The sequence below is a fragment of the Sagittula sp. NFXS13 genome (assembly GCF_040148795.1).
Lineage (GTDB): Bacteria > Pseudomonadota > Alphaproteobacteria > Rhodobacterales > Rhodobacteraceae > Sagittula > Sagittula marina.
In genome coordinates this window covers 556317-578743 of sequence record NZ_JAGEMH010000002.1, presented here as the reverse complement: position 1 = coordinate 578743, position 22427 = coordinate 556317, and the positions used below count along the sequence as shown (strand labels likewise).

The window sequence follows — 22427 nt, the reverse complement described above, 5'->3', positions numbered from 1 at the left end:
GACCCGAAGGGCGGAAAACACCGCCCTCAGATCATCATATGGCACGCGACCAGGGGCGTCCCGCTGCAGGGACGGTCCCGGCCGGGCGCCAAGGAGCCTCGCATGAAACTCTCGGCAGAGGTCAAGGCGCTCGAAGACCGCCTCGGCTATTCCTTCACCGACAAGGCACGCCTGCGCCGCGCGCTGACCCATTCCTCCATGTCCTCGCCCACGCGGCAGGACAACCAGCGCCTCGAATTTCTGGGCGACCGCGTGCTGGGCCTCGTGATGGCGGAGGCGCTTCTGGCCCATGACCGCACCGCCACCGAAGGCCAGCTTGCCCCGCGCTACAACGCGCTCGTGCGCAAGGAGACCTGCGCCGACGTGGCCCGCGAGCTGGGTCTGGGCGAAGCGTTGAAACTTGGCCGGTCCGAGCAGATGTCCGGCGGCCGCCGCAAGCAGGCCCTGCTGGGCGACGCCATGGAAGCGCTGATTGCCGCGGTCTATCTCGACGCCGGTTTCGAGGCCTCGCAAGACATGATCCTGCGCCTCTGGGGCGACCGGATAAAGGGCGTCGAAGAAGACGCAAAAGACGCCAAGACCGCGCTGCAGGAATGGGCGCAGGCCCGTAAGATGCCGCCACCCTCCTACGACACGATCGAACGCGCCGGCCCCGACCACGCGCCCGTCTTCACGATCGAAGTCCGCGTCGGCTCCGGCCAATCCGCCCAAGCCACCGCAGGCAGCAAACGTCAGGCCGAACAAGCCGCAGCCCGCGCTCTGCTCGATCAAGTGGGCTGACCCGCCGCCAGGCGCCCGTTATTTCGCGGCCACGTTGGTCTCGGCGCGTCTGGCGTTCTTTGCAGCTTGCTGCGCTTCAAATCGACGCCAGACGTGCATATGCCCTTTCTGACGCGCCGCTGCGAGCCATAGCTTCTTGCGTGCATCTTCTGTTTCCAGATCAGCGTAAACACCCGCCGAGTATTTGGGCCAATCCAATGCCAGCCCTTTCTTCACCAGCTCAGCAGACAAATCCCGCCCATCTGGTAGAAAGCACTTCGCGACAGTCCGGCCATGCGCGTCCTCATCAACAACCTCAGCGGTTATGATACGTCCCTTGCAAAACCCTTGCATGGATCGCTTTGCCCGAATGCCATAGGGGTGGTCCATTTCCGGCGCGTCGATCCCGAACAGGCGCAAGCGAACACCAGCAACATCGATGGTATCGCCATCCACCACCCAGGCTTTCCCCGTCAAGATACGTGCTGACCCGGCGGTGTCTTCCGGCCGGTTCGACAGCGGATCGGCCTCGTCCCGCGCAGCTTCTGCGCTGCGATCCGCAGCCATCGAGGTTTCGGCCGCCCGTCCGGAACGGATAGTGCTGTGATAACTGGGTATTCCCGGCGGGCGCTTATAAGGCTCCTTGGTCACTTCCTCTGCAAATCGAGCCCATTCTTCTTCCTGCAATCGTTTTTTTAGCTTGGCGCGGCGCCTCCAAAACGAAACAGCCACACCCAAAACAATTAAGACAACGAGGGTGCTCAATTCCAAATCCGTAGTCCGCCGACCACTCTTTCAACCACATCTACAGCTCACGGCAGATTTAAATCCTCCGGGTCGCAAACAGTCTCAATCGCGTATCTCCTTGCCGTGCATCGATATTCATGCAACGTCGTGGCGCCCGATACGAAAGCTTTGCAATGACTGACAACCTCCGCGGTGCGCTCTTCATGATCCTCGCCATGGTCGGCTTCGGGGTCGAGGACGCTTTCTTCAAAGCGGCCACCGCTCAGGGCACCTCGGCAGGCATGGCCACGGTGCAATTCGGGCTGACGGCCATGGTGCTTTACGCGTTGTATGCCCGACAGCAGGGCGTGCCGGTCTGGACCAGCGAGTACCTCAAAAAGCGGCTCTTGATCCGCACCGCCTTCGAGATCGTCGGGCGTCTGTTCTTTGCCCTGTCACTGGCCTACACGCCGCTGTCCACGACCTCTGCCATCCTGCAAGCCGCCCCGCTGGTGGTGATGCTCGGCGCGGGCCTGATACTGGGCGAAAAGATCGGACCGCGCCGCTGGGCGGCCATGGCCGTCGGCTTTGCCGGTGTGCTGTTGATCATTCGCCCCACGCCAGACGCGTTTCAGCCGAACGCGATCCTCGCCATCCTCGGCATGATCGGCTTTGCGGGCCGCGACCTCGCCACACGCACTGCGCCGATGCATGTGCATGCCGCGCAACTTGGCGTGCTGGGTTTTGCCGTCGTCACATGCGCCGGGATGGTCATCCTTGGGTTCGAGCCGGGTGCGCCCAGCCTGCCATCAGCAACAGCCGCCACGCTTCTCTGCGGCACAGCGCTTTCAGGCGTCTTGGGCTACACGGCGATGACCTGGGCGATGCGCACCGGCGAAGTCTCCGTCGTTGCGCCGTTCCGCTACGCCCGCCTTCTGGTCGCGCTGGTGTTGGCGTACACCCTGTTCAACGAGCGCCCCGATGTGCTGACCCTCGCCGGCGCAGCTCTGATCGTCGGGTCGGGCACCTACTCGCTGATCCGCGATGGGCGGCGGCGCTGACTTTATTTTCGTGGCTCACGCGCTTGTGACCGCTCCAAAACGGCTCTGCCGCCGGACTAGATCAAAATCCCTCAAATACGCCGAAAATCATCGCGTTCCCGATTCGGCCTAGTCGTGAAACAGTTAACATCCGACCGGATTTTCACGCCGAACCGGTCGGGACTCGCCTGAATATTTGGTTAATGCGCCCCGGTTAACGAACCGCACGCCGTACAGCAGACGCGGGAACGCCATTGTGCTATGGCGAAAGCTTGCAAAACCCGCTAGGGAGTTGCCTTCATCAGCCAGGACCAATGCCCCAGACATGACCACACGCGCCGGTTTCATCGCCCTGATCGGAGAGCCCAACGCAGGCAAATCCACTCTCACCAACCGCATGGTGGGGGCCAAGGTTTCCATTGTAACGCATAAGGTTCAGACCACCCGCGCCCGCATTCGCGGGGTCGCGATGGAGGGTGAAAGCCAGCTGATCTTCGTCGACACACCGGGCATGTTTCAGCCGCGCCGCCGCTTGGATCGCGCCATGGTGGCCGCCGCTTGGGGCGGGGCCGCCGATGCTGACATCGTGGTTTTGCTGGTCGAAGCACACCGCGGCATGACCGATGGCGTGCGCCGCATCCTCGAAGGACTGCAAGACATCCCGAAAGGTCGCAAAATTGCGCTTGCGATCAACAAGATAGACCGCGTCAAAGCCGAAGATCTGCTGCAGCTGTCAAAATCGCTCAACGAAGAGTTCACATTCCTGAACACCTTCATGATCTCCGCCGAGAAGGGTCACGGCGTCGATCATCTGCGCGAATGGATTGCGGCCGAACTGCCCGAAGGGCCTTGGCTCTATCCCGAGGATCAGATTGCCGATCTGCCCATGCGCATGATTGCCGCAGAAATGACGCGTGAAAAACTGACCCTGCGCCTGCATCAGGAACTGCCCTATCAGCTGACGGTCGAAACCGAGAGCTGGCAAGAGCGCGACGATGGCACGGCGCGTATTGACCAGGTTATCTACGTCGCCCGCGACGGCCACAAGGGCATCATCCTGGGCCACAAGGGTGAAACGATCAAAGCTATTTCCAAGGCCTCTCGCGAAGAACTCACTGAATTCCTTGGTAGAAAGGTGCACCTTTTCCTGCAGATCAAAGTCCGTGAAAACTGGCTTGAGGAAAAAGAGCGCTACTCGGAAATGGGACTGAATTTCAAGGACGGCAACGCCTGATCCAACGGCGCTCCTTCAGGCTTGGACATATCCCGGTGGCGGCGCTTCAGCGCAGGGGGCAAAGCCCCTTTCGCCTTCCATTTTCCAAAGGCACCGCATGACCCCGCGACTCACTTCTCGTTTTTGGATCGATGCCTATCTCACGCGGCTTCGCCTTCACGACATCCCTGCATTCGTCACCGCACACGGCGATGACAATGCCGGCGCGGTGCTGGTCAAGCTCGCGACACTGGACGGCAAAGCCAAAGCATTCACCCGCGGCTTCGATCTGCAGACAGGGGACCGACAGTGGACGACCCTGGCCGAAGGGGAAGAGCGCGACATCGATCAAACCATTTCAAAACAACGATCTTTTGATCCGGACCTCTGGGTGATCGAGGTCGAAGATCGCGCAGGTCGGCACCTTTTGGACGCGCCCGGTCTGGCTTGAGACGTCCGGCAGGCAAAGGTTAATCCCGGCTTGCCTCAGGTCGCACTTGGAAAGATCTGCCGCATCTGCGCCTCGTAGTGCGCCCAGCTCATGGTCGCCTTGTTTCCGGCGTATCCGTGGTAGTGCGACCGCCCCGAGGCGTTGGGCAAACCAGCCCAGATCTTTGCCACGTTGTTCATGAACGCGCGACGTGTCATCACGCCGTCCTGCATTGCCGACAGCCCAGCCTCCTCCAACAAGATATCTGCCAAGGCATCCTGCACCTGCGGCGAAAACCTCGTGGTGGGCCCCAGATGCGCCTTGCGCACAAGCCCGCGCAATGTCTTTGGAATGATCTGGTAGCGACCGATGGCATGGGGTTGTCCTGGCGTCGCGTCGATCCAGGCAAAAATCTCGCCCAAGGTCATCTGCGTCGGCGGCTTTGGTGTCTTTATCCGTGCACCATATTGCACCGCGTCATACTGCGCCGAACCAGCCTCCGCCGCCGCGATGAGGTCTCGCAGACGCGCCACAGGGCCGCTACCGCTCCGAACCGGCAAGATGCCTTGGACCCCGTCACGATCAGTTTTTCGCACTGGCCAAGGCGCGAACAAGGACGCTGCGGCCCGCCCGGCAAACAGGCTGGCCTGTGCGCCGTTGGGATCGACGCTTGCTTCAATCACGCTGGCCCCACCGTTCGATGAACTGATGATCGCCGTCGCCCCCCCTCCGATCAGAGGGCCCCGTGCAGAGATCAGCGCACCACGAGATTCCATGGAGATCGTCTGTGCGGGCAGCCCGCCTCCCATGACGAGGGCAAACAGGATCAACACCAGAGCAAGGACACTTCGCGCCATTGAGGGCCTCCTTTCTGAAGGGCATGCCCCGTGATGACACAGACCGGTTGAGAAACCCTTGCCCCCGCCCGTCGCAATCGCCAAATTCCGCAAATGGAATGGCGAGACACGGGCATATTGCTGGCGACGCGCAGGCATGGCGAGACCTCGCTGATCCTCGACGTCTTTACACCGACCCACGGGCGGCATGCGGGCATCGTGCGCGGTGGAACCTCACGAAAGATGGCGCCGCACCTACAGCCTGGCGCACAACTGGACCTGCGCTGGCGCGCCCGCCTGGAGGATCATATCGGCGCCTTCACCTTTGAACCGCAACGCTCGCGGGCGGCCAATGCACTCGGCGACCGATTGGCTCTTGCCGGGCTGAACGCGGTTGTCGCGCTGCTGCGGTTCTGCCTCCCCGAGCGGGTACCGCATGGCGCGCTTTACACCCGTTCGGAACAGTTGCTCGACCTACTGGGGCAGCCTGATCTTTGGCCGCTGGCCTACCTGCGATGGGAGCAGGCGCTGCTGGAGGAGATGGGCTTTGCGCTTGATCTGACCGTTTGCGCGGTGACGGGCCGGACCGAGGGGTTGGTTTATGTCTCTCCAAAATCCGGGCGAGCGGTCACGGCCGAAGGGGCGGGCAACTGGATCCACCATCTGCTGCCTCTGCCTCCCGTTTTGCTGGGCCAAGGATCTTCGGAGGACGCCGAGATTGCTGAAGCCCTTGTTACAACGGGATATTTCATGGAGCATCGCCTCGCGCCACAAATGGGGGACAAGCCCCTCCCCGAGGCGCGTGCCCGCCTGTTGGATCGCATTCGCGCTCGCGCCACAGCTTGAGGCAACCATTTGCCGCGCCGGTCGTTGGGACAGCAATACTGTCCTGAGGGAAATCAGATGAATTACGCCCGCTTTGCCGCCATGATCGTGGCATCCACGCTCATCATGTTCGGCCTGATGTATCTGAACACCTTCGCGCTGGAGCATGTCTTCTTCTCTGAGACACGTATTTACATGGCGCTTCTGATGGGCGGGGTCATGGCCGTGGTAATGATGGCCTTCATGGCGGACATGTACCCGAAACGAGCTGTCAATCTGGGGATCATGATCGCGGGTGTTGTGATCTTTGCGGTGTCGCTGTTTCTGGTGCGGTCTCAAATCACGATCCAAGGTGCAAGTTACATGCGTGCCATGATCCCGCATCATTCTATCGCCGTAATGACCTCCACCCGGGCCGAAATCACAGATGCACGTGTTGCAAAGCTCGCCGCAGGAATAGCAGATGCCCAACAAAAAGAGATTGCAGAGATGCGCGCGCTCATTGCCGATCTTGAGGCTGGACGCATCGAAACGGACGTCTACGTCGATCCCGAGCCGCAGGTCGGGAATATTCAAGCGGCGCTGAACAACACGTTGTTGTCGACACTTGATCCCAGTCCCATGACCCAGAGTGAAGCCGAGCAAGTGCTGGCGCAAAACGCCGAATGCACGTTTCAATACACCGGCAGCGACAATCCTGTGCTTTGGGCGACGACCCCGGAAGGCGCTGCGGCAATGAAGCTGAACGGTGTTCTTATTGCGCTGGACAGCACGGCACCGGGCCAATGGGCGGCCGATGGCGTGTCCATGACCGTCGAGGAGCTGCCGGGGCTGTCAATGCGCGCCAATGCGCGGCTCGACTTTGGTCTCGATCAGGGCTTGCAAGCGGGGTTTCTCGGCTTTTGGAATTGCTGAACTCGTGACAGACACGCCCTGTCGGGCGGCATCTTCGCCCCTTCCCTCGTCCTCTGGAAACCGTTAGGAATTTGGTCATGAAATGGAATATGCCCAATATACTGACGGCCTTGCGCCTGATCGCTGCACCCGGTGTGGCGTTGATGTTTTTGTATTTTTCGCGCCCATTGGCTGATTGGCTGGCGCTTTTGCTGTTTATGTCCGCCGCAATCACCGACTTTTTTGACGGCCATCTTGCCCGGATGTGGCAACAGGAAACCAAAATCGGCGCAATGCTCGACCCCATCGCGGACAAGGCCATGGTCGTCATCGCGCTGATGGTGCTTGTGGCCTACAATTCCTACACGCCATGGCTCGTGCTGCCGGCCACTGTAATCTTGTTCAGAGAGGTCTCTGTCTCTGGCCTGCGAGAGTACCTTGGCGACACCGCGGGGACATTGAAGGTAACGAAGCTCGCCAAGTGGAAGACCACCGTTCAAATGGTCGCCATCGCTGTCCTGTTCGGGCACGGCGTTTTTGAACATTACTTCGGCATTTCGATAATAGGTATGGATGCGGAGATCGTTCAAGGTGTGTTGAATGGCACGATCGAGGACACACAAGGGCTGGTTTGGAAGCACCTCGGCATGGTTTGGGCCGGCCCGGTTGGGATCGCCTTGCTATGGTTGGCAGCGGCTTTGACGTTGGTCACCGGCTTGGATTATTTCCGCAAAGCCGTTCCTTTCCTGAAGGAGGAAAGCTGATGCAAATCCTATATTTTGCATGGGTACGTGAACGGATCGGTCTGGCCAAGGAAACACTTGATACCCGGGCCGGTACGGTCATGGAGTTGGTCGATGAATTGCGCGCGCGGGAAGACCGCTATGCCGCCGCGTTCGAGGATCTGTCCGCCCTGCGCGTCGCTGTGGATCAGGATCTTGTGGATTTCGACGCGCCGTTGAACGGTGCCCGCGAAGTTGCGTTTTTCCCACCGATGACCGGGGGCTGAGATGCGGATTGTCGTTCAGGAGCAGCCATTTGATTATGGTGCCGAAGCCTCTGATTTTGCTGCTGGGCGTCATGACATGGGCGCGATTGTGACGTTCACCGGCGTTGTGCGCGACGTGGATGGCGGGCTGCACGCCATGGAGATCGAGCACTATCCCGGTATGACCGAAAAGGCGCTGGAAAAGATCGCATCAGAAGCGATGGAACGCTGGTCATTGGGCGACGCTTTGGTGATACACCGTTATGGACGCCTGGAAAAAGGTGAACAGATCATGATGGTCGCCACCGCCGCTCGTCATCGAAAAGACGCCTTTGATGCCGCCGAATTCCTGATGGATTATCTCAAAAGTCGTGCGCCTTTTTGGAAGAAGGAACACACTGGCGAGAGCGCCGGTTGGGTTGCTGCCCGCGACGAGGACGAGACCGCGCTTGATCGCTGGTAGGTGCCTCGACCGTTTTGCAAAATACAACAATTGGACTAACATTGATGGATGTTGCCGGGGACACAAACGTGGCCACGTATCAACCGTTTGCCATCATGGTCTTTGCGCGGGTTGCACAGGATTGGTAAGACAATCAGACCAAGGAGGCGCAGATGCCATTCGAGAAGGTGCATCCGGAAAAACTGTCAGCGACAGTTGTTCGTCAGATTGAAAAGCTGATCCTGCGCGGCATTCTGCGCCCCGGAGAACGCTTGCCGTCAGAACGTGAATTGTCAGAAAAGCTAGGCGTTTCAAGGCCTTCCCTAAGGGAGGCCGTGTCTGAGCTGCAAAACCGAGGCCTTTTGGAAAGCCGCGCCGGTGCGGGCATATACGTGACGGATGTACTGGGATCGGCGTTTTCAGAGGCACTGATCGGGCTGTTTGCCGGACATGACGAGGCCGTTTTTGACTACCTCAGCTTTCGCCGCGACATGGAAGGGCTGGCCGCACAGCGCGCCGCCGACCATGGCACGGAAACAGATCTGAAGGTCATCGCAGAGCTGATGGCCAAGATGGAAGCCGCCCACGGCAAACGCAATCCGGCAGAGGAAGCACGGCTGGACGCGGACTTTCACCTCGCAATTATCGAGGCATCTCATAACGTTATCATGCTCCACATGATGCGCAGCATGTATCAGTTGCTGCGCGAGGGTGTCTTTTACAATCGCCAGGTCATGTTCCGGCAGCGCAACACGCGAGAGCAGCTTCTGGAGCAGCACAAAGCCATCAATGTGGCATTGCAGGCGCGTGACGGCCGGGCCGCAAGAGTGGCCGTGGAGGCGCACTTGGGCTATGTCGAAGACGCCCTGACAGCGGACCGAAAAACCGCAAGAAATGAGTTAATTGCCCGTCAACGTTTGATGCGCGAGACCGAAAACAGGTAAAAAATCCGCATCAATCACCCGTTCTTAATACATCGAACGCATGCGTAAACGGCCCAGATTAACCATTTCGTAAGGTGAGTCCCGACCGGTTTGGCCGCACGATCCGGTCGTTTGTTAACCTTCACACATCCGGCCATCAAATACGTGTCCGAATCGTACTTTCGAACACACAAAAGCCGCCCACCTTTCGGTGCGCGGCCCCGTGTGGCGAAGCGCCGGATTCAGGCTTCGTCGGTCGGCTTGGCCTGCAATTGACCGTAGGCGGACGCGCCGATGGTCTGTTCGAGCTCAAGCTGAGTTTCGAGAAAGTCGATGTGACCTTCTTCGTCGGTGATGAGCTCTTCAAACAGGTTTTTGGACACATAGTCCCCAACCTTTTCACAATGCTGACGCGCCTCGATATACAGTGTGCGCGCCTCGTGTTCCGCGGCCAGATCGCTTTCCAGCGTCTCGCGAAGGGTCTCGCCAATGCGCAGCGCATCAAGCTTTTGCAAGTTCGGATGACCACCAAGGAAGATGATTCGCTCGATCAGTTTATCGGCGTGCTGCATCTCTTCGATGCTTTCTTCCCGCGACTTGGCAGCGACACGGCCAAAGCCCCAGTCTTCTTGCAGGCGGTAATGCAGCCAGTACTGGCTGACCGCGGTCAGTTCGCTGCGCAATGCAGCGTTGAGATATTCGATGACTTTTTCGTCGCCCTTCATGGTGCCCTCTCGTTTGCTATCAGGGTCCTCGCTAACGGCACGCCCGGCGAGCGAGCAATCCCTTGGCTGGGTTCCAGACTCGGGACTATGGCGCAGATCGCAAAGAAGGTCACGGAGGTTTAAGGGCGACCGGCCTTGAGCCGACGCTCTGCCGCTGGGGTCAGGACCGGAACGCCGAGACTGTCGTTGCGCTGCATCGTCTGCATGAAGAGCGGCAAACATCCACCACAGTCGGCTTTCTTGCCCAGGGCCCGATAGATCTTACCCGGTGTAATGATGGTGTCCGGATCGGCGGCGCGCATCCAATCCATGGCGGCATGGATGTCGCGGTCGGTGATCGCGTTGCAGTGACAAACCATCATGGGCGGATCTCCTCGGCATTGCCCCTGAAAGGTGACTAATATAGTTGGTCATGTCAATCCTGATTGTTTTACTCGGACAGATTGTGATCCGGGCCAGCCAAACGAAAGCCCCGGGCGCATCACTGCGTCCGGGGCTTGAGTGTCGGAAGGATCAGGCGTTGCCGCCTGACCCGAGCTACAGGACCTTAGCCTTTGGAGAATTCCGGGTACGCTTCCATGCCCATTTCCGCCATGTCGAGACCGGTGATCTCGTCTTCTTCGGAAACACGGATCCCCATGAGCATTTTCAGCAGGAACCAGACGATACCCGATGCGACAATCGTGAAGATCGCGACGATGAGGATCGAATAGAGCTGCACGCCGAGGTTCGCGTCACCATTGGTGAATACAACCGCGATGGTGCCGAAGATGCCGCAAAGCAGGTGAACCGGGATGGCACCAACCACGTCGTCGATCTTGAGCTTGTCGAGCAGCGGAACCGCGAAGACCACGATCGCACCACCAACCATACCGATCAGAGTTGCTGCGCCCAAAGAGGGGGTCAGCGGCTCTGCCGTGATGGAGACCAGACCGGCCAGCGCGCCGTTCAGGATCATGGTGAGATCAGGCTTTTTGTACAGGATCTGGGTCAGGATCAGCGCTGCAATCGCGCCACCGGCCGCTGCCGTGTTGGTGTTGGCAAAGATGCGGGACACGTCGGACACGTCACCCACGGTGCCCATGGCCAGCTGCGAACCACCGTTGAAGCCAAACCAGCCGAGCCACAGGATGAACGTACCGAGCGTCGCCAGCGACAGGTTGGAGCCGGGCATCGGGATGGTGCGGCCATCTTTGTACTTGCCGATACGCGGGCCGAGGATCAGGGCACCGGTCAAAGCCGCCCAGCCTCCAACGGAGTGCACAACGGTCGAGCCAGCGAAGTCAAGGAAGCCCATCTCGTCAAGGAAGCCGCCGCCCCATTTCCAGGACGCCTGAAGCGGGTAGATAAAGGCGGTCAGAACAACCACGAAGATCAGGAAGGGCCACAGCTTGATACGCTCGGCTACAGTACCGGACACGATGGACGCGGTGGTGGCACAGAACATCAGCTGGAAGAAGAAGTCAGACCCCGTGGATGCGTAGCCGTAATCGTCGGCACCATCACGGGCAACGCCAACCGCTTCGAGCACGCCCGGTCCCCAGACGCCGGACAGGATGCCGTCGACGGACCATGTGCCCAACGGGTACATCAGGTTGTAGCCGATCAGGTAGTAAAAGATCGCCGCCAGCGAGAACAGCGCGACGTTCTTGGTCAGCTGCATGGTGACGTTCTTGGACCGCACAAGGCCGGCCTCCAGCATGGCAAAGCCTGCCGCCATCCAGAACACAAGGAAGCCGCCAATCAGGAACAGCAGAGAGTTCAGGATAAAGATCGTATCTGTAGAAGCGTCAACGCCAGCCACGGCGGAGGCTTCCTCCTGGGCAAGCCCCAGGCTTGGCAGCGCCACCAATACTGTGGCTGCGGCAACGGAAGAGAAGAGTTTCATTCAATAAGTCCCCTTGGTGTCGCTAGGTTACAACGCGTCTGCGTCGGTTTCGCCGGTCCGCACGCGCACGGCTTGCTGCACGTCGAGAACGAAGACTTTACCGTCACCGATCTTGCCGGTCTGCGCTGTCGTCTTGATGGTTTCGACCACCTGCTCGGCCATGGCGGAGCTGACGACGATTTCCAGTTTGATCTTCGGCACGAAATTCACGGCATACTCTGCACCGCGGTAGATTTCGGTATGGCCGGATTGAGAGCCGAAGCCCTTAATTTCCGTAACCATCATGCCGCGCACGCCGATGCCCGTGAGCGCTTCACGCACCTCTTCGAGCTTGAACGGCTTGATCGTTGCAATGATCAGTTTCACCTTGTTCCCCTTCGGTCTTGGCGAGTTCCCTCGCAATGGCCCCTGAAGCAAAACGGCGAGTGCCGCTGAAAATGAAGGCTTTGAACAAATTCCCGCCCTTTTCGCGCGACCTATCGTCTAATTTTTGAGCGAAATTGAATTGTTGATGCAATTTTGGGCGAAACAAAAACGCGAGCAGGCAGCAGAGGTGGTCAACATTCCCTGACCAACCAAGTAGAGTCGCGCCAAGAAACGTCAGAGCAGGTCACCTTTTCCATGAGTTCATCGCGCAAGTCAGGCAAGCTGGTGGCGGATCGCCGATATTCCGGCAAAAGCCCCGGCCAGACACCCAAGAAGCCAGCAAAGAAAAAGAAGGCCCCCACACCGCGCCGCGCACCGCGCCGGCGGGGCCCTGTGGCGTGGATCCTTGGCTTCTTTGGCTGGATCATGCGAACGGTGTTGAAAATCACTGTCAGCGTGGCGGTTATCGTGGCCCTGTTGATCGGGTCATGGGTGCTTTACACGTCATCGACCCTGCCGGAGCTGAACACGCTGCTGGACGGGCGGGCGCGCGGGTCGGTGACGCTGATGGACCGCGACGGGCGCGTCTTTGCCCTGCGCGGCGACCAGTTCGGCGGTGCTGTCACGGCGACGTCGGTCAGTCCGCATCTGAAGAACGCTGTTGTCGCCACAGAGGACAAGCGGTTTTACAGCCACTTTGGTCTCAGCCCGCGGGGCATTGCCTCTGCGGTGCGCATCAACCTGTCCGAAGGGCGCGGGCCACTGTCCGGACACGGTGGGTCGACCATCACCCAGCAGACCGCGAAATTGCTGTGCCTTGGCCGCACGTTTGACCCGAAGGAATGGAAAAACGAGGCCGAATTCGTCGCCGATTGCCGTCAGGGCTCGCTGGAGCGAAAGATCAACGAGGCGATCTTTGCCATGGCGATGGAGGTGAAATATTCCAAGAATGACATTCTCTCCATTTACCTCAACCGCGCGTACATGGGGGGCGGCGCCTATGGGGCCGAGGCCGCAGCGCAGCGCTACTTTGGCAAACACGCCGCCGCGCTGAACCCTTCCGAGGGCGCCATGATTGCAGGCCTCCTGACGGCACCCTCCACGTTGTCCCCCACCTCGAACCTGGAACGGTCGCAGGCGCGCGCCGCGACGGTGCTGCGCCTGATGGAGGAGCAAGGCTACCTCACCGCCGAGCAAGAAGCAGAAGCGCAACGCAACCCGGCGAGGCTGTCCTCGCAGGCAGACAGTCTGGGCGGCGGGTACTTTGCCGACTGGGTCATGCAGTCCGGGCCGGAGTTCTTTACCAAGGACACGACGGAGGATGTGCTCATTTCCACCACCATGGACCCGCGTTTGCAGCAGGCAACCGAGGACGCGGTGGATAAGATCTTTCGCGAGAAGGTCTCTGACAGCTCAAAGGCGCAGGTGGCCGTGATCGTCATGTCCGCCGACGGGGCGGTCCGAGCCATGGTCGGCGGGCGCGACGTGGACGCCACGGGGCTGTTCAATCGCGCCTTCCAGGCGGTGCGGCAGACCGGCTCTGCCTTCAAGCCGTTCATCTATGCCACGGCGTTGGAACTGGGCTATTCGCCCTACGACACAGTGCTGGACGAGCCTTACTGCCTGAACATTCCCGGGTCGGGACAATGGTGTCCCGAGAACTACACCCGCAAATACTCGGGCCGCGTGACGCTGATCGACGCGCTGAAACGGTCGCTGAACATTCCCGCGATCAAGGTGTCCGAGTCGGTAGGCCGCGACCTGGTGATGCGGGTGGCCCGCGATTTCGGCATCTACCGGGATCTGCAGGATGTGCCCTCCATGGCTTTGGGCACCTCCGGGGCAACGCTGCTGGAAATGACGGGCGCCTATGCCGGCATTCTGAACGGCGGGTCGTCGGTGACGCCCTACGGGCTGAAGGAGCTGCGTCTGAAGGGTGAGCAAGAGCCGCTCATGGGGACGGGCGGTGGCATCGGGGAGCGCGTCATTCAGGAAAGCGCGGCGCGGCAGTTGGCCTGGATGATGGAAAAGGTCGTGAGCGAGGGCACCGGCGGGCGTGCCAAGGTCGACGGCTGGCAAGTGGCGGGCAAGACCGGCACCAGCCAGGAGGCGCGGGATGCATGGTTTGTCGGCTTTACCTCGGAATACGTGGCCGGTGTATGGATGGGCTACGACGACAACACCCCACTGACCGGCGTGACCGGCGGCGGCTTGCCTGCGGAGATCTTTGGCGAAGTCATGGCCCGCGTTCACGACGGGATGACCCCGCAGCCGCTGCCGATGGAGGCCCCGGTGCCCCCTGCCCCCGAGCCGGAGCCCGCCCCGCAGGTCGTCCAACAGCCGCAGGTGCAGCCCGCGCCGCGCTCACCGGGCCGCACGCGGCAGGTGGAAAGCAACTCTCTGGAGGATGTGCTGCGCAGCATCTTTGGCGGCAACTGACCGCCGGGCAGCATGATCGAGACACTAAAAAGGGCGGGGAAAATCCCCGCCCTTTTTGTCATGAGGCTATTGAGGTGGGCCTTACAGCCCGTCCATCTTCCGCGCCAGTTTGGCGTCCAGCGAGGACAGGCCATCCACGTCATGCGTGGTGAGCGTGACCTCTACCGTGTTGTACGTGTTGGACCACTCAGGATGGTGGTTCCACTTTTCCGCGTAGAAGGCGGCGCGCGTCATCCAGCCGAACGCCTCCACGAAGTTTTCGAACTTGTAGGTCTTGCGAATGGCATCGCGCCCTTCGACCATCTCCCAGCCGGTGTCGAACAGGGGGGCCAAGACGGTTTTGCGGCCAGTGTCGGACAGACGTTCATTCATTGCTGTTCTTCCCTTTGGTCTTTGCGAAACGGGCCGAAAGAGGTCATGATTTCAATGTCCTCGTCGATGGCGCGTCTCTCTTCTTCAAGGTAGCGGGCAACGGCGTCACGGAAACCCTCGTTCGCCAGCCAATGCAGCGAATGGACCTGCGCGGGCAAATATCCGCGCGCCAGTTTATGTTCCCCCTGGGCGCCGGCTTCGACCCGGGACAGGCCGTGGGCAATGGCGAAGTCGATGGCCTGATAATAACACGCCTCGAAATGCAGGCAGGGGTGGTCTTCGACACAGCCCCAATAGCGGCCATAGAGCACGTCGCGCCCGATGAAATTCAGCGCGCCTGCCACAGCGGTGCCGTCGCGTTCACACATGACCAGCGCGATATCGTCGCGCAGTGTCTCCTGCGCTGCTTCGAAAAACGCGCGGGTCAGGTAGGGCGTGCCCCATTTGCGACTGCCCGTGTCCTGGTAAAACTGCCAGAAGGCGTCCCAATGTCGGGGCTGAATGTCGTGACCGGTGAGCGTGCGAATCGTGCCGCCAAAGTCCTGCGCGGTGCGACGTTCCTTGCGGATGTTCTTGCGCTTGCGCGACGACAGGTCGGCAAGGAACGCGTCGAAGTCGGCGTAGCCATCATTGTACCAGTGGAACTGCTGGGTGACGCGACGCAGGAGGCCAAGCTCTTCGCCGGTTTCGGCCTCCTCTTCCGTACAAAATGTAATGTGCAGGGAGCTGAGCTCGTGATTGCTGGCGAATTGCACCGCGCCTTGGGTCAGGGCGGACTGCCCCAGCGCCTCGTATCCCGGTTTGGTCAGAAAGCGTCGCCCCGTGGCGGGGGTGAAGGGCACGGCGATCTGCATTTTCGGATAATAGCGCCCGCCCGCGCTTTCCAGTGCATGCGCCCAGTTGTGGTCAAAGATGTATTCGCCCTGGCTATGGCCCTTGGCGTACATGGGCGCGACGGCGACCGTCTCTCCCTCAACCTCGACCGCGAGGTAATGCGGCTCCCACCCGGTGCCGGGACCGACGGAGCCGCTGTCCTCCAGCGCCTTCAGGAACCGGTACGTGGTGAATGGGTCGTTTGGGCGACCGCCATCTGCGGCCTCCGGACAGGCACAGGCATCCCACACCGCCGCATCTATTTGCGACAGGGAGGGTAGAACATTGACGGCGACGTCACGGGCAGCGGTTTCGGTGGTCATGTTGTTGAATTTGGCCCACGGCACGCGGGGTTCAAGCGGCGTAGCCTTCGAAGGTGACATTGTCCGCGATTTGGCGCGCTTGCGCCTCTTCCTCCGGTGTCCGGATCGTCCAGCACAGGATGGGCAGACCGGCTTCGTGCAGTGCCTTCACCCTTGGGTTCGTCAAATCCGTGTGATCGTGACTGATGAAGGCGAGGCGGATCTCGTCCGCCAGGGCGATCCGGGACAACTCCGCGCGCTCCTCGGCAGAGAGGGTCGGGAAATCCTTCGCGGTGCCCGCACAGGTGGTCAGCCCCACGGGGCGATCCGGGCAAAGGTCCCTGAGCAAGCGGACCGTGTGCGGGTTGAAGGACATCAGCGCTGCGGGCCCGTCGTAGGCGGTCAGGGCCTTAGACGTGGCACGCTCCAACGCGCCGGTGTCGGGGCCCATGGCGCCGTCCTGGTCCTTGAGCTCGATCAGCAGCGGCACCTGGCCTGCCACGAGGGTCAGGATGTCGGCCAGCGTAGGGATGCCCTCGTCGGTGCCGGAGAGATGGATGGCCCCGAGCGCCGCAGCATCGCGTTGGCGCAGGGGGCCTGTATCGCCGGTCAGCCGGGACAGGTCATAGTCGTGAAAGACCATGGCCTGCCCGTCTGCGGAGAGTTGCAGGTCGATCTCGATACCGTAGCCCGCCGCAATGGCCGCCCGGATTGCGGCGCGGGAATTCTCCGGCCGCCCCTTCGCGCGATCATGCAGGGCACGGTGCGCGATGGGCGTGGCCAAGAATGCGTCGGGCAGTATTGCCATCAGGCGACCTCGAAGATGCCTTCGATTTCGACAGCGACACCCAAGGGCAGCGACGCAGCGGACACGGCAGAGCGCGCGTGACGGCCCGCATCGCCCAAGACCTCGACCATCAGGTCGGAGGCGCCGTTGATGACCTTCGGCTGGTCGGTGAACTCGGCGGGGGAGTTGACGAAACCCACCAGTTTCACAACGCGCTTGAGGCGGGACAGGTCACCGTCACAGGCGGCCTTGACCTGAGCCAACAGGCTGAGCGCGCAGGCGCGTGCGGCGGCGGCCCCCTCGTCGACCGACAGGTCTGCGCCGACCTTGCCGGTGACAAGTGCGCCGTTGGCCATGCTGATCTGGCCGGAGACATATAGCGTGTCGCCCGTGCGCACGAACGGCACGTAGTTGGCGGCGGGCGCAGGGGCGTCCGGCAGGGACAGTCCAAGTGCGGAAAGGCGATCTTCGATCGGGTTGCTCATGGTGGGATCCTTTGGTCGCGAATTTTCCGCGACCGTATCGCCCGTGCAGCGGATTGCAACGGGATAAGCGCAGGTGGCGATGGGCGCGGCGGATCGGTCGGGAGGCATCCCGACCGAAGCGGGCTCAGCTCTCGCGGAAGGCGCGGGCGAAGTAGTCCATGAAGGGCTTCACCAGATAGGCCAGCGGTGTGCGATCCTCGGTTCGAATGAACGCTTCGACCGGCATGCCGGGGATCAGCTTCGCCCCTTCTGGCAGGCGCTCGATCTCGCCGTCGTTCAGAAGGATTTCCGCGCGATAATAGCGCACGCTGGAGCGTTCGTCCTCAAATGCGTCGGCAGAGACCTGCACCACCTCGCCGAACAACTCGGGCGTTTGTTTCTGGTCAAGCGAGGAGAACCGGAGGCTTACGTCCTGATCGACAAACAGCTGATCGATGTGGATCGGTTCCACCTGCGCGGCGATAACCAGCGGACGGTCCTGCGGCACCAGGTAGAGCACCGGATCAGCTGGCCGGATGACCGAGCGCGGGGCAAAGACCGTCAACCCGTAGACCACGCCGGAGACGGCTGCCTTTATCTCCATCCGGCTGAGCCGCTCACGCAGGGCGCGGCTTTGTTCTGCCAGCTCGCGCTCGCGAAATTGAAGGTCGCGCAGGGTGGTGATGGCCTCTTCGCGGCGGCGGGTGGTGAGAGAGATAATCTGGATCTCTGTCTCCGTGATGCGGCCTTCGGCTTGGGCCTTCTGCGCCACCAGCTCGCCCACGGTGCCCGACAGGCGCGCCAATTCGCGTTGCAGCGCCAACACTTCGGGTTCGCGCACAAGGCCGCTGCGCCGAAGGGTCTGCTTGCTGGCCAGCTCCTGCTCGATCAGGTCGAGTTGTGCGTTCAGCGCGTCTTGTTGGGCCTCGATGCCGCCGACCTGATCGGTGATCTGATCGGTCCGCTTGTTAAGCTGTTCCACCTCCCCGGTGAGCGATTCCGCGCGGGCGAAGAACAGGTTGCGCTGCCCTTCGACAAGTTCGGCGACCTCTGGATCGTTTTGAGCGGCGGTCAGCACAGCCTCGGCAAAGACAATTTCCTCTGCCAGATCGCGTTCTGCGACAAGCCGCGCGCGACGCGCCATGAGTTCGTACAGTTGCCCCTCCACGATGGTCAGTTCGGAGCGCAACAGGGTGGGGTCAAGTTTGATGAGCGTGTCACCCTCGGCCACTGTGTCACCTTCGCTGACAAGGATTTCCGAGACGACCCCGCCGTCGGGATGCTGGACCACCTGCCGGTTCTGATCGACCTCGATCTGACCGGACGCGACGATAGCGCCGGAGATGTTCGTCGTCGCGGCCCAGGTCCCGAAGCCACCGAACAGAATCGCCACGGCAATCAGGCCGACCACCATGGGTGTGCGCGTCGAAAAGCTGGCGTGACCCGTAGGCGGGGGGCTGCCTGGGGGGGCCTTTGGCGCGGCGGTGTTCGGGCCGGAGGGCCCGCCCGCTTGCGGCGCGGAGGGTGCCTTGTCCTGGGTCATCGGCTGCGGCTGCTGTGCGGCCTGAGGTTGCGGGGCGGCTTGCCGTGGCTTTGGTCGAGACTGGGCCGGTGCAGGTTGGCTTTGCACCACGCGGTCAGTCGGGATCTTTCCCAGGATGGCCTTGCCCTCTGGTGCGGGCTGCGTCGGGCGGTTGCCCTTTGGGTTGTCGGCGTCGCTCATCTCACCCCTCCCGGCGTTGCCGCCTTTTGGATCTGCTGATGGTTCTTGACCATCTGTTGCAGCACCTCGTCCTTGGGTCCAAAGGCCACCCGTTGACCGGCCTCCAGCATCAGCAACTTGTCACATTCCTTGATGGCTGCGGGTCGGTGCGCCATGATCAGCACGGATTTGCCCGCCGCCTTGAACCCCTTGATGGCAGTGTTCACCGCCTCCGACCCCTCGTTGTCGAGGTTCGAGTTCGGTTCATCCAGCACAAGGATCACCGGGTCACCGTACATCGCCCGCGCCAGACCGATGCGTTGCATCTGCCCGCCGGACAGGCGCCCCCCGATGGAGGTTACGCGCGTGTCGTAGCCCTGCGGCAGCTTGAGGATCATGTCGTGGGCATCGGCCTTCTTGGCTGCTTCGACCACGGCGCCGGCATCCGGCTGCGGCGACAGGCGGGCGATGTTTTCAGCGATCGTACCGTCGAACAACGTCACGCGCTGCGGCAGATAGCCGATGTGGTGGCCGAGGACATCTGGCCCGTATTGATCAAGCGATGCGCCATCGAGCCGGATCTTACCACCCGCGGGTCGCCAGATCCCGGTGAGCGCCCGCGCCAGCGTGGATTTGCCGGAGCCGGACGGACCGATCACACCGATGGCCTCGCCCGGATTGACGTTGAAGGAAATCATCCTCAGCGCCGCCTGCTGTTCACCCGGGGCGACCACCGTGGCCTGCTGCACGTCAAGCCGCGCGGCGGGTTTGGGCAGGGCTGTGCGCTCTTTCTCTGCGGGGACTTCGGTCAGGAGCTGGGCAAGATTGTCCCACCCCTTGCGCGCCCGTGTCACCAGCGGCCATTGGCCAATGGCCAGTTCGATCGGCGCCAGGGCACGGCCCATCAGGATTGACCCGGCGATCATCGCACCGGAGCTGAGTTCGCCCTGCAACACCAGGTAAGCGCCAAGCCCCAGCATCAACGATTGCAGCAACATGCGGAAGGCTTTGGTGAACGTCGTGAATGTACCCGTGATGTCGGCAGAGGTGATCTGCCCCGACAGGGCCTGTCCACGCGCCCCGATCCAACGGGTGAAGGCATCGCTGCGCATTCCCAATGCCTGCACCATCTCTGCCTCACTGCGGATCTGGTCGGAGGTGCGTTCGGCCTGCATCACCGCCATGTTGCTTTTGAGTGTCGGGTCGCGAGAGATGATCTGGTTGGCAATCGTCACGCAGATCAGAAAGCCACCGCCCACCACCGCAAGAGACCCCATCCAAGGGTGGAAGATGAACAAACCGAACAAGAAGACCGGCGTCCAGGGAATGTCGAATGCCGCCAAAAGCACGGGCGAGGACATCAGACGCTGCACGGATTCCAGATCCCGCAGGCCGGTTTGAGACAACTCATCAGGCTGCACCGCCGCGCGCCGCAGCACCGCATCAAAGACCCGCAAATCCAGCGCCGCCTGAAAGCGCGCAGCGACACGGCCCATGACGCGCCCTCGCACATAATCCAGCAGGCCCATCATCGAATAGAGAAAGATCACCAGAACCGTCAGCGCAATAAGCGTCGCCACCGACCGCGACCCCAACACCCGGTCGTACACCTGCAACATATACATCGGGCCCGTCAGCATCAGCAGGTTCACCAAGGCGCTGAAGATCCCCACAAACCAGTAGTATTGCCGCGACTGCCGGCGTGCGGCGCGCAACTCCTCTCGCCCGGTGTCTTTTGTCTGGCTACTCATAATGCCCCTCTGGCCCCCACAAAATACGTTAACTGCCGACTACGTGCTGCAAAAATCTTAAGACAATCCCGTGCCCCTTGTCGCCATTGTGCCACATGAGACTGGAATTGAGCCCGGTTTCTTGGGCACAATACAAAATCAAATTAAAGAGTCTTGTAAGGAAATATGATAGGTTTCCAAAGGTTTTTGCTGGGGGCGAAAGATATGACCGCACGACGTGGGGTTTTGGCCAGCCTGATGGTGGCCATCGCATTGGCCGGATGCTCCACTCCCGGACCGGGAGAGGCCCCCGATGGCATATGGGATCCGCAAGAGGGCACCAATCGTCGCATTCACGATTTCAACCGGCGGGTCGATGAAAGCTTGCTCAAGGACAACGGCACCGGCCTGTCAGATGGGTTGCCTCAGGGTACAAAGCTGGCCGTGGCTGGCTTTGCCGACACGGCAGGAACGCCGCAAACAATTGTAAATCAATTGCTTCAATTGCGCCTGTGGCGTGCGACGAAAAACACGTTACGGTTTGCCTTGAACACAACCGTTGGACTGACCGTGATGGACCCTGCCTCTGAATGGGGCCTGGTGGAAGACGCAAGCGATTTTGGCGAGACATTGGCGGTCTGGGGCTTGCCCGAAGGGGCCTATGTGGAGCTGCCGCTCCTGGGTCCGTCAACCGAACGGGACGCGACCGGGCGCGTGGTGGACCTGTTCACGAACCCGATCAGCTATATCGTGCCCGCGCCAGAAAGATACCTGGGCCCTGCTGCGAATATCGCCGACAAGCTGATCTCACGCAGCGAATATTCGGACACCGTTGAGTCCGTACTGTATGATAGCGCCGACAGTTATGCGCAGATGCGGCTGATTTATTTGCAGAACCGCAGGTTCGAATTGGGCGAAACCGCGCCAGAGGCCGAGGAGATTGACCCGATGGCGCTGGATACGTCTGGATTTTGAGCCTCGACGTTTCTTGCGGACAAGACCGCTGATTGACCCGAAGGAGTGCTTTTACATGGACCAATTCTTTACCCGCCGCCATTTTTTGACCATTGCAGGCGCGTTGACCATTGCAGCCCCGTTGCCCGCCTGGGCGCTGAACGATTCGCAGGCGCGCGGCCTTGTGGAGGGGCTGGTCGGACAGGTCAATTCCGTTATCGCGTCCGGCAAATCGCCGGGGGCCATGTATGGTGATTTCGAACGTATCTTCCGCCGATATGCCGACACCTCCTACATTGCGGCCTATGCGATGGGGGCGGATGGGCGCAGCGCATCGGCCGCACAAAAGAAGGCGTTTACCGATGCCTTTACCGGCTACATTTCGCGCAAATACGGCTCTCGCTTTCGCGAATTCATCGGTGGACGGCTGGAAGTACAGGGCGTCCGTGCGGTGAAGAACTATTACGAGGTACAAACGATCGCATACCTGAAGGGGCAAACCCCTTTTGAGGTGACATTCCACGTCTCCGACCGTGCGGGCAAACCCCTGATGTTCAACATGTTTATCGAAGGCATCAATATGCTTCTGACCGAAAGGACAGAAGTGGGCGCGATGTTGGATCGCCGGCGCGGCAACATAGACGCCATGATCGCAGATCTGCGCAAGGCGGGGTGACGCGAAACGCGCGGGGTGTCCTGCGGGATGGTGGGCGGGGCGCCTCTGGCGTAGCCAGACAGCGTCCGACCCC

25 protein-coding genes are annotated in these 22427 nt (G+C 60.9%); 13 read left to right on the top strand and 12 right to left on the bottom strand.

Going from position 1 to position 22427, the window contains the following annotated elements; all coding sequences use genetic code 11:
* Window positions 1-102: 102 nt before the first annotated feature.
* The gene (rnc, locus tag J4E08_RS07195; protein WP_349537895.1) at window positions 103-780 is read left to right on the top strand and encodes a ribonuclease III; all 678 of its coding nucleotides are present in this window, start codon (window positions 103-105) and stop codon (window positions 778-780) included.
* Window positions 781-798: 18 nt separating this feature from the next.
* Here the strand turns inward: rnc and J4E08_RS07190 are convergent, their stop codons facing one another.
* Entirely contained in the window at window positions 799-1524 is a 726-nt protein-coding gene (locus J4E08_RS07190) for a thermonuclease family protein (RefSeq protein WP_349537894.1), read from the bottom strand.
* A gap of 155 nt (window positions 1525-1679) precedes the next feature.
* On the opposite strand from J4E08_RS07190, the gene J4E08_RS07185 reads away from it, so the two are divergent.
* The 3 genes from J4E08_RS07185 (at window position 1680) to J4E08_RS07175 (ending at window position 4189) form a co-directional block, all read left to right on the top strand.
* Window positions 1680-2546, top strand: a complete 867-nt coding sequence (locus tag J4E08_RS07185; RefSeq protein WP_349537893.1) for a DMT family transporter — start codon at window positions 1680-1682, stop codon at window positions 2544-2546.
* Between the two features lie 304 nt (window positions 2547-2850).
* Complete coding sequence (gene era / locus J4E08_RS07180) at window positions 2851-3759, top strand: GTPase Era (RefSeq protein ID WP_349537892.1); 909 nt, start codon at window positions 2851-2853, stop codon at window positions 3757-3759.
* Window positions 3760-3856: 97 nt separating this feature from the next.
* On the top strand, window positions 3857-4189 hold the full coding sequence (locus J4E08_RS07175; RefSeq protein ID WP_349537891.1) for a DUF1491 family protein: 333 nt from the start codon (window positions 3857-3859) through the stop codon (window positions 4187-4189).
* 35 nt (window positions 4190-4224) lie between these two features.
* Here J4E08_RS07175 and J4E08_RS07170 read toward each other — a convergent pair whose 3' ends face one another.
* Entirely contained in the window at window positions 4225-5025 is an 801-nt protein-coding gene (locus tag J4E08_RS07170) for a lysozyme family protein (RefSeq protein ID WP_349537890.1), read from the bottom strand.
* Window positions 5026-5118: 93 nt separating this feature from the next.
* On the opposite strand from J4E08_RS07170, the gene recO reads away from it, so the two are divergent.
* The 6 genes from recO (at window position 5119) to J4E08_RS07140 (ending at window position 9097) form a co-directional block, all read left to right on the top strand.
* Window positions 5119-5850, top strand: coding sequence for a DNA repair protein RecO (recO, locus tag J4E08_RS07165; RefSeq protein WP_349537889.1), 732 nt, complete (start codon window positions 5119-5121; stop codon window positions 5848-5850).
* A 57-nt stretch (window positions 5851-5907) separates the two neighbouring features.
* Complete coding sequence (locus tag J4E08_RS07160) at window positions 5908-6744, top strand: DUF305 domain-containing protein (protein WP_349537888.1); 837 nt, start codon at window positions 5908-5910, stop codon at window positions 6742-6744.
* Window positions 6745-6821: 77 nt separating this feature from the next.
* Complete coding sequence (pgsA, locus tag J4E08_RS07155; RefSeq protein ID WP_349537887.1) at window positions 6822-7487, top strand: CDP-diacylglycerol--glycerol-3-phosphate 3-phosphatidyltransferase; 666 nt, start codon at window positions 6822-6824, stop codon at window positions 7485-7487.
* Entirely contained in the window at window positions 7487-7732 is a 246-nt protein-coding gene (moaD, locus tag J4E08_RS07150; RefSeq protein WP_349537886.1) for a molybdopterin converting factor subunit 1, read from the top strand. The genes pgsA and moaD overlap by 1 nt, the downstream gene beginning before the upstream one ends.
* 1 nt (window position 7733) lies before the next feature.
* Complete coding sequence (locus tag J4E08_RS07145) at window positions 7734-8174, top strand: molybdenum cofactor biosynthesis protein MoaE (RefSeq protein ID WP_349537885.1); 441 nt, start codon at window positions 7734-7736, stop codon at window positions 8172-8174.
* Between the two features lie 152 nt (window positions 8175-8326).
* A complete protein-coding gene (locus J4E08_RS07140) occupies window positions 8327-9097 on the top strand; it encodes a FadR/GntR family transcriptional regulator (protein ID WP_349537884.1) in 771 nt (256 codons plus the stop codon).
* A gap of 221 nt (window positions 9098-9318) precedes the next feature.
* Here J4E08_RS07140 and bfr read toward each other — a convergent pair whose 3' ends face one another.
* The 4 genes from bfr to J4E08_RS07120 all read right to left on the bottom strand — a co-directional run bounded on the left by bfr (window position 9319) and on the right by J4E08_RS07120 (window position 12055).
* Window positions 9319-9801 carry a bacterioferritin gene (gene bfr, locus J4E08_RS07135; protein ID WP_183962846.1) on the bottom strand — a complete coding sequence of 161 codons (483 nt, stop codon included), beginning with the start codon at window positions 9799-9801 and terminating at the stop codon, window positions 9319-9321.
* Window positions 9802-9920: 119 nt separating this feature from the next.
* Window positions 9921-10163, bottom strand: a complete 243-nt coding sequence (locus J4E08_RS07130; RefSeq protein ID WP_349537883.1) for a (2Fe-2S)-binding protein — start codon at window positions 10161-10163, stop codon at window positions 9921-9923.
* A gap of 185 nt (window positions 10164-10348) precedes the next feature.
* Window positions 10349-11689, bottom strand: coding sequence for an ammonium transporter AmtB (locus J4E08_RS07125; RefSeq protein WP_349537882.1), 1341 nt, complete (start codon window positions 11687-11689; stop codon window positions 10349-10351).
* Window positions 11690-11716: 27 nt separating this feature from the next.
* The gene (locus J4E08_RS07120; protein WP_183962843.1) at window positions 11717-12055 is read right to left on the bottom strand and encodes a P-II family nitrogen regulator; all 339 of its coding nucleotides are present in this window, start codon (window positions 12053-12055) and stop codon (window positions 11717-11719) included.
* A gap of 255 nt (window positions 12056-12310) precedes the next feature.
* On the opposite strand from J4E08_RS07120, the gene J4E08_RS07115 reads away from it, so the two are divergent.
* Window positions 12311-14494 carry a transglycosylase domain-containing protein gene (locus tag J4E08_RS07115; RefSeq protein ID WP_349537881.1) on the top strand — a complete coding sequence of 728 codons (2184 nt, stop codon included), beginning with the start codon at window positions 12311-12313 and terminating at the stop codon, window positions 14492-14494.
* An 81-nt stretch (window positions 14495-14575) separates the two neighbouring features.
* Here the strand turns inward: J4E08_RS07115 and J4E08_RS07110 are convergent, their stop codons facing one another.
* From J4E08_RS07110 to J4E08_RS07085, 6 genes are all read right to left on the bottom strand, one after another.
* Complete coding sequence (locus J4E08_RS07110) at window positions 14576-14866, bottom strand: 4a-hydroxytetrahydrobiopterin dehydratase (protein WP_183962841.1); 291 nt, start codon at window positions 14864-14866, stop codon at window positions 14576-14578.
* Complete coding sequence (locus J4E08_RS07105; RefSeq protein WP_349537880.1) at window positions 14863-16062, bottom strand: GNAT family N-acetyltransferase; 1200 nt, start codon at window positions 16060-16062, stop codon at window positions 14863-14865. The genes J4E08_RS07110 and J4E08_RS07105 overlap by 4 nt, the downstream gene beginning before the upstream one ends.
* A 31-nt stretch (window positions 16063-16093) precedes the next feature.
* The gene (locus tag J4E08_RS07100; RefSeq protein WP_349537879.1) at window positions 16094-16849 is read right to left on the bottom strand and encodes a glycerophosphodiester phosphodiesterase family protein; all 756 of its coding nucleotides are present in this window, start codon (window positions 16847-16849) and stop codon (window positions 16094-16096) included.
* The gene (locus J4E08_RS07095; RefSeq protein ID WP_349537878.1) at window positions 16849-17313 is read right to left on the bottom strand and encodes a RidA family protein; all 465 of its coding nucleotides are present in this window, start codon (window positions 17311-17313) and stop codon (window positions 16849-16851) included. Before J4E08_RS07095 ends, J4E08_RS07100 begins: the two co-directional genes overlap by 1 nt.
* Before the next feature lie 124 nt (window positions 17314-17437).
* A complete protein-coding gene (locus J4E08_RS07090; protein ID WP_349537982.1) occupies window positions 17438-18706 on the bottom strand; it encodes an HlyD family type I secretion periplasmic adaptor subunit in 1269 nt (422 codons plus the stop codon).
* Window positions 18707-19011: 305 nt separating this feature from the next.
* Complete coding sequence (locus J4E08_RS07085) at window positions 19012-20745, bottom strand: type I secretion system permease/ATPase (RefSeq protein WP_183962838.1); 1734 nt, start codon at window positions 20743-20745, stop codon at window positions 19012-19014.
* A 204-nt stretch (window positions 20746-20949) separates the two neighbouring features.
* Between J4E08_RS07085 and J4E08_RS07080 the strand changes: the two genes are divergently transcribed.
* Both J4E08_RS07080 and J4E08_RS07075 read left to right on the top strand, forming a co-directional pair.
* Entirely contained in the window at window positions 20950-21699 is a 750-nt protein-coding gene (locus tag J4E08_RS07080; protein ID WP_349537877.1) for an MlaA family lipoprotein, read from the top strand.
* A gap of 55 nt (window positions 21700-21754) precedes the next feature.
* Window positions 21755-22354: an MlaC/ttg2D family ABC transporter substrate-binding protein gene (locus tag J4E08_RS07075; RefSeq protein ID WP_349537876.1), complete on the top strand. Its 600-nt coding sequence runs from the start codon at window positions 21755-21757 to the stop codon at window positions 22352-22354.
* Window positions 22355-22427: the final 73 nt, after the last annotated feature.

Excerpts from the sequence above, each read along its gene's own strand:
- rnc (WP_349537895.1), top strand. The coding sequence starts at position 103 with ATGAAACTCTCGGCAGAGGTCAAGGCGCTCGAAGACCGCCTCGGCTAT.
- J4E08_RS07185 (WP_349537893.1), top strand. The coding sequence starts at position 1,680 with ATGACTGACAACCTCCGCGGTGCGCTCTTCATGATCCTCGCCATGGTC.
- era (WP_349537892.1), top strand. The coding sequence starts at position 2,851 with ATGACCACACGCGCCGGTTTCATCGCCCTGATCGGAGAGCCCAACGCA.
- J4E08_RS07175 (WP_349537891.1), top strand. The coding sequence starts at position 3,857 with ATGACCCCGCGACTCACTTCTCGTTTTTGGATCGATGCCTATCTCACG.
- J4E08_RS07170 (WP_349537890.1), bottom strand. The coding sequence starts at position 5,025 with ATGGCGCGAAGTGTCCTTGCTCTGGTGTTGATCCTGTTTGCCCTCGTC.
- recO (WP_349537889.1), top strand. The coding sequence starts at position 5,119 with ATGGAATGGCGAGACACGGGCATATTGCTGGCGACGCGCAGGCATGGC.
- J4E08_RS07160 (WP_349537888.1), top strand. The coding sequence starts at position 5,908 with ATGAATTACGCCCGCTTTGCCGCCATGATCGTGGCATCCACGCTCATC.
- pgsA (WP_349537887.1), top strand. The coding sequence starts at position 6,822 with ATGAAATGGAATATGCCCAATATACTGACGGCCTTGCGCCTGATCGCT.
- moaD (WP_349537886.1), top strand. The coding sequence starts at position 7,487 with ATGCAAATCCTATATTTTGCATGGGTACGTGAACGGATCGGTCTGGCC.
- J4E08_RS07145 (WP_349537885.1), top strand. The coding sequence starts at position 7,734 with ATGCGGATTGTCGTTCAGGAGCAGCCATTTGATTATGGTGCCGAAGCC.
- J4E08_RS07140 (WP_349537884.1), top strand. The coding sequence starts at position 8,327 with ATGCCATTCGAGAAGGTGCATCCGGAAAAACTGTCAGCGACAGTTGTT.
- bfr (WP_183962846.1), bottom strand. The coding sequence starts at position 9,801 with ATGAAGGGCGACGAAAAAGTCATCGAATATCTCAACGCTGCATTGCGC.
- J4E08_RS07130 (WP_349537883.1), bottom strand. The coding sequence starts at position 10,163 with ATGATGGTTTGTCACTGCAACGCGATCACCGACCGCGACATCCATGCC.
- J4E08_RS07125 (WP_349537882.1), bottom strand. The coding sequence starts at position 11,689 with ATGAAACTCTTCTCTTCCGTTGCCGCAGCCACAGTATTGGTGGCGCTG.
- J4E08_RS07115 (WP_349537881.1), top strand. The coding sequence starts at position 12,311 with ATGAGTTCATCGCGCAAGTCAGGCAAGCTGGTGGCGGATCGCCGATAT.
- J4E08_RS07110 (WP_183962841.1), bottom strand. The coding sequence starts at position 14,866 with ATGAATGAACGTCTGTCCGACACTGGCCGCAAAACCGTCTTGGCCCCC.
- J4E08_RS07105 (WP_349537880.1), bottom strand. The coding sequence starts at position 16,062 with ATGACCACCGAAACCGCTGCCCGTGACGTCGCCGTCAATGTTCTACCC.
- J4E08_RS07100 (WP_349537879.1), bottom strand. The coding sequence starts at position 16,849 with ATGGCAATACTGCCCGACGCATTCTTGGCCACGCCCATCGCGCACCGT.
- J4E08_RS07095 (WP_349537878.1), bottom strand. The coding sequence starts at position 17,313 with ATGAGCAACCCGATCGAAGATCGCCTTTCCGCACTTGGACTGTCCCTG.
- J4E08_RS07090 (WP_349537982.1), bottom strand. The coding sequence starts at position 18,706 with ATGGTGGTCGGCCTGATTGCCGTGGCGATTCTGTTCGGTGGCTTCGGG.
- J4E08_RS07085 (WP_183962838.1), bottom strand. The coding sequence starts at position 20,745 with ATGAGTAGCCAGACAAAAGACACCGGGCGAGAGGAGTTGCGCGCCGCA.
- J4E08_RS07080 (WP_349537877.1), top strand. The coding sequence starts at position 20,950 with ATGACCGCACGACGTGGGGTTTTGGCCAGCCTGATGGTGGCCATCGCA.
- J4E08_RS07075 (WP_349537876.1), top strand. The coding sequence starts at position 21,755 with ATGGACCAATTCTTTACCCGCCGCCATTTTTTGACCATTGCAGGCGCG.